This is a genomic window from uncultured Candidatus Puniceispirillum sp., from assembly GCF_963979125.1.
Lineage (GTDB): Bacteria > Pseudomonadota > Alphaproteobacteria > Puniceispirillales > Puniceispirillaceae > Puniceispirillum.
On sequence record NZ_CAXBVX010000044.1, the window covers coordinates 1 to 15579 of the forward strand.

At 47.8% G+C, this 15579-nt stretch carries 13 protein-coding genes; 3 read left to right on the forward strand and 10 right to left on the reverse strand.

Going from position 1 to position 15579, the window contains the following annotated elements; genetic code table 11:
- The first annotated feature begins 698 nt into the window (after positions 1-698).
- Both ABNT28_RS05990 and ABNT28_RS05995 read left to right on the forward strand, forming a co-directional pair.
- A complete protein-coding gene (locus ABNT28_RS05990) occupies positions 699-2177 on the forward strand; it encodes a peptidoglycan DD-metalloendopeptidase family protein (RefSeq protein WP_332923460.1) in 1479 nt (492 codons plus the stop codon).
- On the forward strand, positions 2177-2938 hold the full coding sequence (locus tag ABNT28_RS05995; RefSeq protein WP_348721183.1) for a hypothetical protein: 762 nt from the start codon (positions 2177-2179) through the stop codon (positions 2936-2938). Before ABNT28_RS05990 ends, ABNT28_RS05995 begins: the two co-directional genes overlap by 1 nt.
- Positions 2939-2970: 32 nt before the next feature.
- Here ABNT28_RS05995 and ABNT28_RS06000 read toward each other — a convergent pair whose 3' ends face one another.
- The 7 genes from ABNT28_RS06000 to ABNT28_RS06030 all read right to left on the reverse strand — a co-directional run bounded on the left by ABNT28_RS06000 (position 2971) and on the right by ABNT28_RS06030 (position 10937).
- A complete protein-coding gene (locus tag ABNT28_RS06000; protein ID WP_348721184.1) occupies positions 2971-3510 on the reverse strand; it encodes a DUF4167 domain-containing protein in 540 nt (179 codons plus the stop codon).
- 198 nt (positions 3511-3708) lie between these two features.
- Positions 3709-4584: a peptide chain release factor N(5)-glutamine methyltransferase gene (prmC, locus tag ABNT28_RS06005; RefSeq protein WP_348721186.1), complete on the reverse strand. Its 876-nt coding sequence runs from the start codon at positions 4582-4584 to the stop codon at positions 3709-3711.
- Positions 4585-4625: 41 nt separating this feature from the next.
- A complete protein-coding gene (gene prfA, locus ABNT28_RS06010) occupies positions 4626-5702 on the reverse strand; it encodes a peptide chain release factor 1 (protein ID WP_332923668.1) in 1077 nt (358 codons plus the stop codon).
- Between the two features lie 21 nt (positions 5703-5723).
- Complete coding sequence (hisS, locus tag ABNT28_RS06015) at positions 5724-6995, reverse strand: histidine--tRNA ligase (RefSeq protein WP_332923667.1); 1272 nt, start codon at positions 6993-6995, stop codon at positions 5724-5726.
- A gap of 3 nt (positions 6996-6998) precedes the next feature.
- Positions 6999-8150 carry a flavodoxin-dependent (E)-4-hydroxy-3-methylbut-2-enyl-diphosphate synthase gene (gene ispG / locus ABNT28_RS06020; protein ID WP_332923666.1) on the reverse strand — a complete coding sequence of 384 codons (1152 nt, stop codon included), beginning with the start codon at positions 8148-8150 and terminating at the stop codon, positions 6999-7001.
- 184 nt (positions 8151-8334) lie between these two features.
- Entirely contained in the window at positions 8335-9516 is a 1182-nt protein-coding gene (locus tag ABNT28_RS06025) for a RodZ domain-containing protein (protein ID WP_348721187.1), read from the reverse strand.
- A 197-nt stretch (positions 9517-9713) separates the two neighbouring features.
- Entirely contained in the window at positions 9714-10937 is a 1224-nt protein-coding gene (locus ABNT28_RS06030) for an aspartate kinase (RefSeq protein WP_332923664.1), read from the reverse strand.
- 75 nt (positions 10938-11012) lie between these two features.
- Here ABNT28_RS06030 and ubiG point away from each other — a divergent pair, with 75 nt between their 5' ends.
- The gene (ubiG, locus tag ABNT28_RS06035) at positions 11013-11747 is read left to right on the forward strand and encodes a bifunctional 2-polyprenyl-6-hydroxyphenol methylase/3-demethylubiquinol 3-O-methyltransferase UbiG (RefSeq protein ID WP_332923663.1); all 735 of its coding nucleotides are present in this window, start codon (positions 11013-11015) and stop codon (positions 11745-11747) included.
- A 56-nt stretch (positions 11748-11803) separates the two neighbouring features.
- Here ubiG and ABNT28_RS06040 read toward each other — a convergent pair whose 3' ends face one another.
- The 3 genes from ABNT28_RS06040 to ABNT28_RS06050 form a co-directional block, all read right to left on the reverse strand.
- Positions 11804-12388 (reverse strand): DUF1178 family protein, encoded by a 585-nt coding sequence (locus ABNT28_RS06040; protein ID WP_332923662.1) that lies wholly within the window; start codon positions 12386-12388, stop codon positions 11804-11806.
- A 39-nt stretch (positions 12389-12427) separates the two neighbouring features.
- On the reverse strand, positions 12428-13606 hold the full coding sequence (locus ABNT28_RS06045) for a Wzz/FepE/Etk N-terminal domain-containing protein (RefSeq protein WP_348721188.1): 1179 nt from the start codon (positions 13604-13606) through the stop codon (positions 12428-12430).
- A gap of 63 nt (positions 13607-13669) precedes the next feature.
- Positions 13670-15579, reverse strand: a 1910-nt coding sequence (locus ABNT28_RS06050; RefSeq protein ID WP_348721189.1) for an SEC-C metal-binding domain-containing protein, incomplete at its 5' end; no start/stop codon positions are given.

Below are 15579 nucleotides of genomic sequence, written 5' to 3' on the forward strand. Positions count from 1 at the left end.
GCATGCCGCCAGCGTTCGTTCTGAGCCAGGATCAAACTCTTAGGTTAGACTGGTTCAACGGATAAATCCGTGAACATAGCCCGCCTATTTAATCCATGTTCATTAATTTTTGTTCAAAATTAGCGTTTATGAAATTCAACAGGCTGACATATATTATATCACAAAGAACGACACGTTATCACGTACCGCCGCCCGCGAATCTCTTCCAAAATGCTTCCAACTTTTTCAAACAGCGACTGCCGGTCAGCACAAAGCTGGCGAGGCAGTTATGTTGGCCGAAACGGCTCAACGAGGGCGGGTTATATGCAGGTCTCGGCGACCTGTCCACCCCTAAAATGCGTCTTTGTTAACTTTTTTGCCGAAAGACCGTTTTTTCTTGATTATCTGCCTGAAAATCAGCCTTTGAAGGCGTTTGGTCAGACCTATTCTTGGCTTTTCATTCGACTTATCTCTTTATAGCAGACTTAACGCGATATGGGGTAGAAAAAAACAACTTCACATATTTAAATTTAACCTAGGGTAATATCCTGTGGTCAGGCCGATACCTTTTTTCCAAGATTATGTTGTTTTTTTGCCATTATTTAGCTGAATATTATGTTCCACGCTTTTTGTAATAAGCAAATGATTGACTGTTTCCGTAGATTCGCTAATTATACGCGGAACCTGTGGATAACAGACTAATCTTGAATAGATAGAAGATGTTAGTACATATGCCAGTACGCCAAAACTTAATATCTCGACGCTTGCTTGCGGGCATAGCACTGACAGTTTCTTTTATCGTAGGTGATATGCTGTCCCTTGGGTTTGGTTCAGTCGCGCATGCGGCCAACGTCAATAACGCTGTTATTAATAATCCTGACGAAACCATGCTTGGCGGCGCAATGGTGCCTGTTCATCAGGCCTCTTTTGCGATTCCCACGTCCCGCCCAGACAAAGCCCTATCCTATGGTACAGAATCAGTAACTATTGAACTGCCGCAACCAAAACCATCACTGGAAAGCATTTTTCCAGTTTCTACAGCACGTCTTAGTGACATGATTCGCACACAGACTGGTCAAGAAAGCGACAAAGAAGCCGATTATCAGCTTAAATCAGGCGATGGCTTAGCCAATGTTTTGCGCCGCGCTGGATACTCAAACACCGATATTGCCAATTCGGTAACGGCGATTCAAACCCGAACAAGTCTGCGAAGCCTGCCAGTGGGCATGAAAATCACCATCAGCAACCTTGGTTATCGCTTCACAACCCGTGACGGACGCGACATTTATGCCCTTAAAGATCCCGAAAGTGGCTGGATTGCGATTCGGGCAATACGCCCTGTCGATACTTATCTGACTTTTGCAAATGGCGTTATCGATGGATCAATCTATAAATCCACCATAACGGCGGGCGTACCAGATGCCGCCTTTAATGAATATGTGCGCGTTATGGGCTTTTCGGTCGATTTTCAACGTGAAATTCGCACTGGCGATGTATTCGAATTATTATATGAAACATCCTATGATCAGATCACCGGAAATGCCGTTAGCACAAAATTGCATTATGCCGGTTTGAAATTGTCGGGGAACCAGCTTGCTTTCTATCGCTATGAAAATAGCGACGCCGGTATTGGCTGGTTCGACAAGAATGGTGCCTCGGCCGCACGCACGCTTATACGCACGCCTATTTCTGGCGCACGCCTGTCATCATCCTTTGGCAAACGTAAACATCCAGTCAGTGGTTATACAGCCATGCATAAAGGTGTGGATTTTGCCGCACCAACCGGCACACCTATTATCGCTGCTGGTTCGGGGGTTATCCGCGAGGCTGGGTGGCGCGGCTCGTATGGACGCTATGTTCGCATCAGGCATAACAGCACCTATGATACGGCCTATGCCCATATGAAATCCATCGCCCGTGGTGTCAGATCTGGATCGCGAGTCCAGCAAGGACAGATCATCGGTTATGTGGGTTCAACAGGGCGATCAACAGGCCCGCACTTGCATTATGAGATTCTTGTGAACAAAAGACAGGTCAATCCAGTCACGGTTCGACTGCCAACCGGCACCCGCCTTGACGAGGCTTATCTGCCAACATTTTTAAAGCAGGTTGATATTGTGAATGCCGAAGTTTTATCACGTGGCGGTACGCAATTTGCGCAAAATGACCTTATGTCTGCCCTTGATGACGCGCCTTGATGTTTATCGAATCATTATGGCGCTACCCTGTAAAAGGGATGAGCGGTGAGCAGATTGACAAAACAACGCTTACACCAGGACAGCCAATAGATGGTGATCGACGCTATGCGATTTCAATTGGGGGCGACAAAGTCGCCAATAGCCCAGCGGGTACATGGTTTAAAAAAGCGCACTTTCTGCAATTAATGTCACATGAAGCGCTGGCCGCATTATCCTGTGTCGTGAAAAACAATCATATGCTTATCAGCAAAGATGGCACATCATTGCTTCGGGCTGATCTGGATGATGTAAATGGCGTGGCGGCAGTTGAAGCCTTTTTCTCTTCTTATATGAATGAACATATGCCCGGACGCCTGCACGGTACGCCCAAAGTCGTGCGCGTGGACACTCAGGCATTTACCGATACTAACGCGCCATGGATCACGCTTGGGGGCACAGCATCGATCGAAGCCTATGCCGACGCAACCAACACCTTTCCAGATGCGCGCCGGTTTCGGCTGAACATGATGATCAAGACCGACAGTGCCTTTAGTGAAATATCATTGATAGGTAAGGACATTATGATTGGCTCGGCACAACTGCGGATCGTTGCACCTGTGGGTCGTTGCGCGGCGATTAATGTTGATCCCGTAACCGCCGCGCGCGGCAAAGATACATTATCTATAATGCGCGAAAAATTCGGCCATACCGATCTGGGTGTTTTTGCTGAAATCCTGTCATCAGGCATAGTCAGAACAGGTGACCAGATCACCGTTCTATAATCATTCCATCACAGGGCAAGGCGGTTATCAGCCTAGCTGGCAACCTTTTTATTATCCTGTTCATCCTGAACCGCTTCGGCAAGTTGCGCTGGCGACAAGGAGGATGTGTCTTCTTCCGTCGGCTTAACGCGGGGCTTGCGCTGACCATTGCTGGCTGTTTTTGGGGTTTTCACATCATCAGATACTGGCGCCGGACTATCAGCCGACGTTGCTTTATCCGCATCATCGTTGCCTTTATCGGATTGAGCGTCCGTATCAATGCCATTTGCTACTTGGGCGGCCTGTTCCTGCTGACGTTTTGTCTCTGCCGCGCCAACCGCTGCTTGATGCAGGCGGAAATAATGATCGGCAAATTGGGAATAGGCCTCGGCAGCAATACGCTCTCCGGATGACGACGCATCATGGGCTAACGCTATATATTTTTCATTAAGCTGTTGGGCATTGCCACGTAGCTTGACGTCAGAACCATTCGACTCATACGACGTGTTACGATTAGGCACATGATTGCCGCCGCCGCCGTTACCTCGACGACCACGGCCACGACCGCGCTTTGCATTCTGGGGTTGTCTCATTAATTAAATACCAACTTATTATTCTGTAAGAAGTGGGTCAGTTAAAAGCAGTCTTGGGTATAAATCGGCCTTAAACCGAAGTTAAGCAGACGGACGTTTATCTGGGTATGTGCTAACGAAAGGCATTGCCTTTACCGTTGCGGTTAATAGACAATAGTCATGGGTAGTGATCAATTTCAAGCAAAATAATACATTTCGCTAATTTTTTAATTTAAACACCAAACATCGGGTAATTCCGGCAAGATCTTTATGCGTTTCAACGCAGTCCATATTTGCCTTTTCGGCAAGTCGGATTACATCATTTTCCTGACCTGACCCAATTTCAACCACCAGACAACCATCAGCTTGCAGACAATGTGGCACCACAGCCATGATGCCACGCCAACAATTCAGCCCATCCGCGCCCCCATCAAGTGCCAGCATCGGTTCATAGCTGGCCACTTCGGGTTCCAGACCAGCAATATCACCTGCCGGAATATAAGGCGGATTACACAAAACAATATCGAATGATCCGAATTGTGAAACATCATTCATAAAACTATGCTGGTGAAAGTCGCTTTGATCTGAAAGACCAAGGGCTGTTGCATTATCGCTGGCTGTTGCAAGAGCGGCTTCGCTAATATCTAGCCCAACCCCTTTGGCATGCGGTAACTCGCTAAGGCAGGCAAGTAAAAGACAGCCGCTTCCTGTCCCAAGATCAAGAAGCTTGTGTTGTTTTTCAGAATTCGTTGCGATTTGCGCTTTCGCCGCCGCGATTGCTGTTGCCACAATAATTTCACTATCGGGGCGCGGATCAAGCGTTGCAGATGACAAAGCAAAACGAAGTGACCAGAATTCACGCCATCCACGGATGCGGCTCACCGGCTCGCGGGCAATGCGCCGCGCAACCAGCTTTTGCAATTGCGTATTTTCCGCATCCCCAAAGGAAATTGTTTCATGCGGCAGAACCGCATCATTACGACGCATTGCCGCGGCCAGCAAAAGCCGTGCATCCTGTTGCGGGCTGGCAATTGATGCCGCTTTCAAAGTGGCGGCAACATCCCGTAAAATTTTGCGTGCATCCTGCTTAATCATCACTTTAATACGCCTAAAGTCTAGCTATTGATCGACGTTCCTTAGGTGCCTTCGGCAAGGCGGCGTGCCTGATCTTCGGATATCAATGCGTCGATGACTTCATCCAGTGCCTCACCTGCAATAACACGGTCAAGCTTGTACAAGGTCAGGTTAATGCGATGGTCAGTTACCCGTCCTTGCGGAAAATTATAGGTACGGATGCGTTCCGAGCGATCGCCTGAGCCAACCTGACCTTTACGATCTGCTGCTCGCTCTGCCTGAACACGGGCACGCTCGGCGTCATAAAGACGCGCGCGCAGAATTTTCATCGCTTTGGCGCGGTTCTTATGTTGAGATTTTTCATCCTGCTGGCTGACCACAATACCCGTTGGCATATGCGTAATCCGCACTGCCGAGTCGGTGGTATTCACCGACTGCCCCCCTGGACCCGACGCACGGAACACATCAATCCGCAGATCACTTTCTATGACTTCGACATCAACATCTTCGGCTTCGGGTAAAACCGCCACGGTGGCTGCCGACGTATGGATGCGACCACCAGTTTCAGTTTCGGGCACCCTTTGCACACGATGCACACCGGACTCGAATTTCAACCGTGCAAACACGTCTGATCCAGTGATTGTCGCGGTAGCTTCCTTGTAACCACCGATACCTGTTTCAGACACTTCCATCACTTCGAATTTCCAACCATATTTGGCCGAAAACCGCTGATACATCCCAAACAAATCTGACGCGAATAACGCAGCTTCATCACCACCGGTGCCCGCCCGCACTTCTAGGATGGCATTACGCGCATCATCACGGTCTTTTGGTAAAAGCAATAATTGTAGTTTTTGCTGTTCATCCGGAATTTGCGCCTGCAATTCCTGCATTTCAAGGCGCGCCATTTCCAGCATATCTGGATCATCACCAGCTTCATCAACCATCACTGCGGCATCGCTAAGCTCGCCTGTTAAGCGCTGGACAAGTTCGATCTGTTCGCAAACTGGCCGCAATTCGGATAGCTCGCGGGCAAAATTTGCCATCTCGTCAACCGAAAGTGATGCGGCATCATTCAGAATATTTTCGACTTCGGTGCGACGCGCCAACACCCTATCCATGGTTGAGTCTAGGCTCATACCCTTGATCCCCTAACTATATTATTGATCGACGTTGTTGCCTGCATGGCTAATGATGGAAGATAACGCACTTACAAGCGCATCTCGTGCCACTTCATCTTGTGATCCATCACTAAGATTACGTAGCTGAACGACACCGCGTTCAACTTCATCACCACCCATAATGACGGCAATGTTGATACCCGCTTTGTCTAGTTTCTTCATTTTCTTACCCATATTGCCTGCTGTAGGTAAATCAACGCTAAATCCTGCATCACGTAATTGCTCAGCCAGCTTAAAAGCATGCTGATCGCTATCGTTATCTGCCGCGACAACAGCCAGTTGGGGAACCGCAACCATGCCACCTGCGGCCAGCATAGCAAGCCGCTCAATACCACCAGCCCAGCCAACACCCGCAATCGCGGGACCGCCAAGCATTTCTGACAGCCCATCATAACGACCACCACCAAGAACCGTGCCTTGGGCACCCAGCGCATCAGTGATAAATTCAAAAGCTGTATGACAATAATAATCCAGCCCCCGCACAAGCAGCGGATCAAATTTCCAGGCGATAGACGCCGCATCAAGCGCAGCTGTCAATGTTGCAAAATGCGCTTTAGACTGATCATTCAAATGATCCTGCAAACGCGGCGCATCGGCAATAATTGCCCGATCACCAGCATCTTTTGAATCAAGAATACGAAGTGGATTAACCGCAAGACGTTGTTTGCTGTCGTCAGACAAAGCAGCTTCATGGCCGCCAAGATAATCCACAAGTGCCGCACGATAGGCAAGGCGGCTTTCGGTATCACCAAGTGAATTGAGATGCAGAACACATTTATCAAGCACGCCAATATCGGCCAGTACACGCGCACCACAGGCAATGATTTCTGCATCAGCCAACGCGTCAGTCGGGCCTAGATATTCAATACCGATCTGATGGAATTGACGCATCCGCCCTTTTTGTGGGCGTTCATAACGAAACATGGGGCCTGCATAGAAAAATTTTAATGGCAAGCTTTGCGTCAAACCACCCGAAATCATGGCACGGACAACGCCTGCGGTATTTTCGGGACGCAAGGTGATCCGTTCACCGCCACGATCTTCAAAAGAATAGGTCTCTTTTGTCACCACGTCACTACTGGTGCCTAGCGGCTTTGAAAACACCTCGGTAAATTCAAAAATCGGCGTAGCCATTTCCTGAAAGCCATATTGCGCGCTGGCGTTGCGTGCGTTATCGACTACAAAACGATGCCCTGCCATATCGACAGGCAGAAGATCAGACGTGCCGCGTACAGGCTGAAGTTTCGACATGATTCAGGCTTTCATTTTTATGGGTGTCTGTAGATCACTAGCTTCGGCAACCTGAGCGGCGCGGATAGCTTCGGCTTTGGCCTCGACCATTTCGACCACATGTTCGACAATATCACCATTCGACAAACGGTGGTCAGCCATACCCGAAACATATATCTGATGCGTATCCTTGCCACCACCAGTCAGGCCAATATCTGTTTCACGGGCTTCACCTGGGCCATTAACGACACAGCCGATAATCGAAACCGAGATTGGCAGATCAATATGTGCAAGCCGGTCTTCGATCACTTCGACTGTCTTGATCACGTCAAATTGCTGGCGCGCACATGATGGGCAAGAAATAACCGTTACCCCTCGCCGCCGAAGGCCTAGCGATTTCAGCATTTCATAAGCTGCTTTGACTTCTTCAGTCGGATCAGCTGACAGCGACACGCGAACCGTATCACCAATGCCTGCCCATAACAGATTACCAAGGCCAATGGCTGACTTTATCGTTCCCGCCCGTAATCCGCCTGCCTCGGTAATGCCGATGTGAAGCGGACAATCAATGGCATCGGCAAGCTGTTGATAGGCGGCAACTGCCAGAAATACATCCGACGCCTTTACCGAGATTTTAAATTCGTGAAAATCATTATCCTGTAAAATACGTGCATGATCGAGTGCCGATTCAACTAGCGCTTCAGGACAAGGTTCAGCATATTTTTCAAGCAGATGCTTTTCCAGCGAGCCCGCATTCACACCAATCCGCATCGAACAGCCATGATCTCGCGCCGCTTTAATCACTTCGCGAACGCGATCTTCATTCCCGATATTGCCGGGGTTGATCCGCAAACAGGCGGCACCTGCAGCGGCAGCCTCAATAGCACGGCGATAATGAAAATGAATGTCAGCGACAATAGGTACCGGACTACCTGCGCAAATTTCTTTCAGGGCAACAGTGCTGGCCTCGTCAGGGCAGGATACACGCACAATATCAGCGCCAGCCTCAGCCGCTGCATCAATCTGCGCCCGTGTTGCCGCAACATCCGTTGTCAGACTATTTGTCATGGTTTGCACCGAGATGGGGGCATCACCACCAACTGGCACATTTCCTACCATGATCTGACGACATGTGCGGCGATCAATCGAACGATATGGGCGATAGGCACTAGACAAAACATATCTCCAGCTAGAGTAAATATTCTACACAACCATATGCAAATGGTCAGCAATCAAATAATGTTATGTCTATAGCCGTTTAGCCAGCCTATTGCCAGTGACAAGTCCGCACGGCCAGTTGGTTCGCTATCCTAAGACGCGTCACCAGCTAAAAGAATATGTGTAATTAATATGCGGCAACCTACAGGCGGGCGCGTAGCTTATCGACCGTAAGGGGAAGATCGCGAACAATCTCACCAATGGCACCAGCAGAAATCGCATCATCACCACTAATGATAAATTCAATACCACCAGCATTACCTGTGGAAAGATAAAGATTTTCCGCACCATCCACGACATAGGTATCACCATTGCGCATAAGCTGCGTCATGACTTCTTCGCCATTGTTGCGGATGATTTCGACCCAGCTAGACCCAGTTGCGCGGATCGTAATTTCCTGCATTGGATCGCGTTGGTTGGCGACAGCCGAACTTTGGCTGACATTGCTTGCGTCATCTTCAAGCAAGATGGTGCTATCGTCATCTGTTGATACAGCGGCATCATTTGACGCGATTTGTGTATCTGCTGTTTCCACAGTGACGGGAGTGACGGGAGTGACAGGTGGTGTTTCGGTTTTGATAACCGCTTCATTTGACACTGATGCTGTCACAACCGGATCCATTGCCACCATCACGCTATCGGCTTCGACATTATTTCCGGCCTTAGGTATTGCGGGAACCATCACGTCAGCTAAGGGTTCGATCAGAGGCTGTTCATCAGCCGGAGGATTTGGGGTGCCAATTTCAGTCACCGAGAGTTTTTCATCCTGCCCTTCGACAAAAACGCTTTGTGCCGCGCCATCAGGCTCGATAAGGGCGGGGGTGCCAATACCAGCCACACCTGGGCCAGATTCAGATGTCACAGGTGCTGTTGCCACAATGGCCATGCCATCATCCGACTTGTCTGATTTGGTTTCAGTCCAGTACCAGCCAGCATAACCAGCTACCGCCAGAACAACGGTAATCGAAGCGATCAGCGCCCCAGAACGTTGCGGTTTTACATTATTCTGTGGAAATGAATAAGTCGGCTGCCGATCAGCATCATCGACACGTCCTAGATAAGTGCGCGCCAGCTGATTACCATCAAAGCCGACAAGATTTCCATAACTGCGCAAAAATCCTGCCACATAGGTAGATGATGGCAAGTCGTCGAGTTCACCTTTTTCAATAGCGTTCAGATAACCCGCATTGATCCGAAGTTCATTCGCGACATCGGCTACACTTCGTCCCGTTTCTTTGCGCGCTGCGCGCAACTGGACACCAATAGTCAAAAGAGTGCTTGCTAACGAGGTTTCACTAATCTCTGTAATATTACTGTCTACCATTGGTATAACCTGATAATTTAAGCTTGCGGCTCGGTTTACATAAGATAAATTGAACATAAAAAACACAGATGTCCAATTAAAAGATGTTTCAGATCAGAAAAAGCGCATTAAAAACTTGTCGTTACGCTCTAATGCTGATCCAAAAATACGGTTTCACACGCCAACTAACTAAACACTAAACACCTATGTCTGACGTGCTATCCTTCATCGTCGAGACCAAATGCCGAATGCAAACTTCGTACGGCAAGTTCCGTGTATTCAGAATCAATCAAAACAGATATTTTAATTTCTGACGTCGAAATAACCGCAAGATTAATGCCTTTTTCGGCAAGCGTTTCGAACATTGTTTTGGCAACGCCTGGCTGTGACCGCATCGCCATTCCAACAACCGAGATTTTGGTCACATTTTCTGAGTAATTGATGTCATTGAATTTAAGGTTTTCTTTGCTTTTTTCAATGATTTCAACAGCCTTTTTCAAGTCAGCTTGTCCAAGTGAAAAAGTAATATCGGTGCGCTGACTCTGGCTTGATGCGCTTTGCACGATCATGTCAACATTCACATGGTTTTGTGCCAACTCACCAAAAACACTGGCCGCGATTCCAGGTTCGTCGGGCAAGCCAATAATGGTGATCTTTGCTTCATCTGGTGCGTAGGCTATACCGCTTATAGTTTCTTTTTCCATGACTGAATCCTCATCAACGACAAATGTGCCCGGCATGTCAGAAAAGCTGGATCGAACCTGCAAATTGACATTATGGCGCATGGCCATCGCCACCGAACGTGTTTGTAGTACTTTTGCGCCCAAAGAGGCCATTTCAAGCATTTCTTCGAAGGTAATGCTGTCTAATTTCTTCGCTTTTGGCGCGATTCGCGGATCCGTCGTGTAAACGCCGTCAACATCCGTGTAAATATCACAACGGTCTGCATCAAGCGCTGCCGCCAGTGCCACCGCCGATGTATCCGAACCACCGCGGCCAAGCGTCGTGATGCGACCATCCGGGCCAATCCCCTGAAATCCGGCGACAACAGCGACCTGCCCCTGCGCCAGACGCGCGCGCATTTTTGAACTGTCAATTTCGTCGATGCGGGCAGATCCATGCAGATTGTCGGTTCTGATTGGAATTTGCCAGCCAAGCCATGAACGAGCATCAATGCCAATATTCTGCAACGCAATCGATAACAGGCCAACGGTGACCTGTTCACCCGTGGCGACAATCGTATCATATTCACGCGCATCATGCATGGGGCCAATTTCGGATGCCCATTGCACCAGCTGATTTGTGGTTCCGGACATAGCGGAAACAACGACCGCGACCTCATGGCCCGCATCGACTTCGCTTTTCACTCTTTTGGCGACATTGCGGATGCGATCAAGGTCGCCCACCGAAGTACCACCGAATTTTTGAACAATACGTGCCATTGATGTATGTTATCTAGCTAATGGTTTATTATTTTTACCGCAGTCTTAACGACTACTTCGCTTCGGGGCAAGTCAATGCAGTCCACTATTGATCAAAAAGAAATAGATAACTTTGCCGCCTTGTCCGACAAATGGTGGGATATGAAAGGGCCGATGCGCCCTTTGCATAGTTTTACACCGATCCGCGTGGAGTATATCACCGACGCCATTCGCCGGATCAAAGGCACTTTACCAGATCAAAAACCACTACAGAATTTACGCATTCTTGATATTGGCTGTGGTGGCGGTTTGCTGGCCGAACCGATGGCGCGTCTTGGCGGCATTGTAACTGGCATTGATGTAACCAGCGAAGCAATCGATGCTGCACGCACGCATGCCAAAACCAGCGCGTTGAATATCACCTATCATTGCGAAAGCGCCGAGGCGTTGGCAGCACGTGGTGCCACTTTTGACGTTATCTATGCTTCTGAGGTAATCGAGCATGTTGCTGACCGGAACATCTTTGCCACTGCTATTGCCAATATGCTTGCCGATGACGGGGTGGTTGTTCTGACAACCATCAACCGTACCTTGCCTGCTATCGCCTTTGCCAAATATGCGCTCGAATATATTGTGCGTATTGTTCCGGCTGGTACGCATGACCCAAAGAAATTCGTCAAGCCAGCCGAGTTACGGTCCGAATTCGCCAAGGTTGGTATTTTACTGGATGATGCGACTGGCTTTGCTCCGCGCCTAGGCGGCTTTAGCCGGGTTGCAAGCCTTGCTATCAATTATGGCATCAGCGGAAGCTGGATGCGTAACAAGCGCTAATATGCCGGTCATTAACCGCCGGACAGCAATCTGATTCCATAAACGTGCGCGTCGCGCTAGTTATCCAGAGGCAAGAGCGGCATTTCGACAATATCGATGCCTTCATCGTCAAGCTCAGCGCGTTGTTCGGCTGTCGCATGGCCATAAATGCCTTCTGGCTCGGCTTCTCCATAATGCATCTTGCGGGCTTCTTCGGCAAAGTCATTACCAACATCGCGACATTCGCTGCGGATTTTCCGTTGCAACTGGCGAAGCTCAGACATCATTTCGGCCATCTGCTCAACGACCTTTTCAGGCATTTTTTCGGGCATTTTTTCGGACGCATTCCCCGCGCTTTTTACAGCCGCCGACATGCCAAAAGGCGGCATTGTGGATCCTGCTGTTGACTTACCTATTTCGGCTGTTGGCATTGAAACATCCGTCTTTTTTGCATCAGCAATCGGCGGAGCAAGCGGTTCTGACGTCTTGCGCATTTTTGGGCTAGCAAGACTAGGCGTCATCAGTGCCTTTTTAACCGACGTGATTTCGCAAACTGGACATGCGATGGAACCTGACGCGGATTGATCATTATAAGCAACCGCATTCTGGAACCAGCCTTCAAAGCTATGTGCGTTTTCACAGATCAATTGATATTTTATCATTCACTTGACCTCGCATAAATCAAAGGCAGTTTGCTAACATTATGACGTCACCTTAGCCTGATGTTGCCTGTAACCATGACGTAACAAAACAAACATGGCTCCTGCAATAACTCCAAAGATCAAAGATAGTGCCAAAATTAATCTTCTTTTGGTCATGACCTCAAATTCGATAAGCAGCGGATTATAGCGCACTAACCTATCTGTTTTATTTAAGGGTAGTTTTTTTATAGCGGCGTCAAACTCTACATATTGCAAATCGGTTTTTTGATTTTCCAGTTTTTCAATTAATTCGACATATTTTTCATCGGCAAAATATATGTTTTTTTCATCTTTTGTTTGAAGCTGTTCTAACTCTCTATCTATAGCCTCGTACCCTCGCAAATAATAAGGTGCGTCAGCAAAAACAGCCATGGACGCTTTGTCACTCATGGCCAAAGTACCTGCATTTTGCATATTTTCTTTTAAATTTAGTGCTCGTGCTATTGTTGACTGTTCAGTCAAGAAATGAATTTTTTGATTATGGCCTATCAGCAGAATTTTTTTTCTTGATAAAATCTCGTTTTCCAGCTGGGATATTTTGTCAAATGATTTTTGTTTGGCGGCATCAGAAATGCTATGAAGGTACCTTAAAAGTGACAGGTTCGTATTGGCAGAAACTTTTGATAACGTAAGGTCAATAATTTGTTTGGTCTCGTCAATATTTCTGGTAACGAATGAGAGTTGATAGGTGTTTGCTTCACCTGCTGATTTATTAACTATTTTGGTAAGCTCATAATCATTTGTCCATCGAAAAAGAAGCAAAGTGCGTTCCTCACCGCTTCCTTCAAATTCAGCATAGTCTGATGAATGTTGTTTGATGGCTTCATAAAGTGCGCTGTAATTATTAAACTCGTCAACAAACACCTCAATTATTTCTTTAGGCGTTATCTCAACTAATAAGTTGTCTTCAAAACCTATTATCTGCCCATCAGAAACAATTGCTTTGCCATTAGTAGCAAATCTGTTGATTTGTTCAAAACTAGACATAGTGTCTAAGCTTGGAGTTCGTATTAACAAATGCCCTTCATAGGCTGGCTTTTTAACAAAAAGAAATAAACTTGTGATTGCCACGACCATTGCAGTGCAAATCACGACAATCCATTTACCCTCCCAAATTGTCTGGAAAAGTGTAAATAAATCCAATTCATCTTCATCTTGTCTAGATATATTCTGATCCATTTTAAGCCTATTATTTAGTTTGAGGTATATGCCAAAATCTTAATCAAGCAATTATTAAGTCAATTAAATTTTGCCATGGCAATGTTTATACTTCTTGCCCGAACCACAAGGGCAAGGGGCATTTCGCGCGACTTTACCTGACGGCATGGCCGCTTGAGCAGACGATGCATTACCTGTAGTTTCAGTCTGCGTTGACCCAGCTTGCGCCGCGCTTTCTTCATCGGGTTGCCGTAATTCGACATGCGCCAGCACCATCGTTGTTGTTTCACGCAAGCCCGATAGCAATTGTTCGAACATGCCAAAGGCTTCACGCTTATACTCGTTAAGCGGATCCTTTTGTGCATAGGCACGAAGCGAAATGCCCTGTCGCAACTGATCAAGGCGTAATAAATGTTCTTTCCATTGCTGGTCCAGCACCTGCAACAATAACGATTTTTCCGCCATCCGCATAACGTCAGGGCCTAGCCGTACCGCTTTTTCGGCCATATATTTATCAGCTTCTTCGGCAAGGCGTTCTTCAATTTCAGGTTCGGCGATACCATCTTCTTTAAACCAATCAGCCGCAGGCACGTTCAAGCCAAGCACGCGCTGGGCATCGGCAGCCATCTGATCGGCATCCCATTGATCATGATAGCTTCCTTGGGGAATAGCATTGGCAACAATTGTTGATACAGCCTCATACCGCATATCGCTGACAGTTTCCTGCACATCGGTGGCACGCATGATTTCCTTGCGCTGGTCAAAAATAACACTGCGCTGATCATTCATCACATCATCATATTTCAATAGCTGTTTTCGAATTTCGAAATTGCGCGCTTCGACTTTGGTCTGGGCTTTTTCGACAGCTTTGTTGATCCAGGGGTGAATGATCGCCTCACCTTCTTCAAGCCCCAGCTTTTGCAACATGCCATCCAGCTTTTCAGACCCGAAAATACGCATCAGATCATCCTGCAATGACAGAAAGAATTTTGACGCGCCCGGATCACCCTGACGACCAGTACGACCACGAAGCTGATTATCAATCCGCCGTGATTCATGTCGTTCGGTACAGACTACATAAAGGCCACCCGCAGCAAGTGCCTCGGCTTTCAGCTTTTCAACCTCGGCGGTGATCGCCGTTATGTCTTTATCTGCTGTGGAGCTATCAGGTTTAACCTCATCGGCAATCCGCATGTCCAGATTGCCGCCTAGTTGAATATCAGTACCACGACCTGCCATATTTGTAGCAATCGTTACCGCGCCTGGCACACCAGCTTGCGCAATAATCTTGGCTTCCTCTTCATGAAAGCGCGCATTTAGAACCTGGTGCTTGATTTTTTTACTGGTCAGAACTTTTGACAGTGACTCAGATTTTTCAATGCTGATCGTGCCGACCAAAACAGGCTGGCCACGGGTCTGGCAATCGGTAATCAGATCAATAACGGCAGCATCCCGTTCTTCACCCGTGCGATAGACTTCGTCATCGTGATCGATACGTTGCACATCACGATTGGTCGGTATCGCTGTTACGTCCAGATTATAAATTTCGGAAAATTCGCCTGCCTCGGTCAGGGCGGTGCCGGTCATGCCTGCCAGCTTTTCATACATGCGGAAATAATTCTGGAATGTAACTGAGGCCAGTGTCTGGTTTTCGGCCTGAATTTCCACCTTTTCTTTGGCTTCAATCGCCTGATGCAATCCATCTGAAAAGCGGCGCCCATCCATTGCACGTCCGGTAAATTCATCAATAATGACGACTAGTCCTGCTTTTAGCATATAATGCGTATCAAGCTGGAACAGCTTATGAGCTCTTAACGCCTGATTGACATGATGAAGCAAACCAACATTATTGATATCGTATAGGGTGCCTTCTTCAAAAGCACCTGCCGCGCGTAGTAACTCTGTGTCGCTGACCGAAGATGGGATCGAACATGCCGAAGAGTTACTACGCGCGGCAGGGGGTTTTGAAGAAGGCACCCTATACGATATCAATA

What these genes read in the sequence shown, in the direction of transcription:
- ABNT28_RS05990 (WP_332923460.1), top strand. Translation starts at nt 699, where the DNA reads ATGTTAGTACATATGCCAGTACGCCAAAACTTAATATCTCGACGCTTG.
- ABNT28_RS05995 (WP_348721183.1), top strand. Translation starts at nt 2,177, where the DNA reads ATGTTTATCGAATCATTATGGCGCTACCCTGTAAAAGGGATGAGCGGT.
- ABNT28_RS06000 (WP_348721184.1), bottom strand. Translation starts at nt 3,510, where the DNA reads ATGAGACAACCCCAGAATGCAAAGCGCGGTCGTGGCCGTGGTCGTCGA.
- prmC (WP_348721186.1), bottom strand. Translation starts at nt 4,584, where the DNA reads ATGATTAAGCAGGATGCACGCAAAATTTTACGGGATGTTGCCGCCACT.
- prfA (WP_332923668.1), bottom strand. Translation starts at nt 5,702, where the DNA reads ATGAGCCTAGACTCAACCATGGATAGGGTGTTGGCGCGTCGCACCGAA.
- hisS (WP_332923667.1), bottom strand. Translation starts at nt 6,995, where the DNA reads ATGTCGAAACTTCAGCCTGTACGCGGCACGTCTGATCTTCTGCCTGTC.
- ABNT28_RS06025 (WP_348721187.1), bottom strand. Translation starts at nt 9,516, where the DNA reads ATGGTAGACAGTAATATTACAGAGATTAGTGAAACCTCGTTAGCAAGC.
- ABNT28_RS06030 (WP_332923664.1), bottom strand. Translation starts at nt 10,937, where the DNA reads ATGGCACGTATTGTTCAAAAATTCGGTGGTACTTCGGTGGGCGACCTT.
- ubiG (WP_332923663.1), top strand. Translation starts at nt 11,013, where the DNA reads ATGCAGTCCACTATTGATCAAAAAGAAATAGATAACTTTGCCGCCTTG.
- ABNT28_RS06040 (WP_332923662.1), bottom strand. Translation starts at nt 12,388, where the DNA reads ATGATAAAATATCAATTGATCTGTGAAAACGCACATAGCTTTGAAGGC.
- ABNT28_RS06045 (WP_348721188.1), bottom strand. Translation starts at nt 13,606, where the DNA reads ATGGATCAGAATATATCTAGACAAGATGAAGATGAATTGGATTTATTT.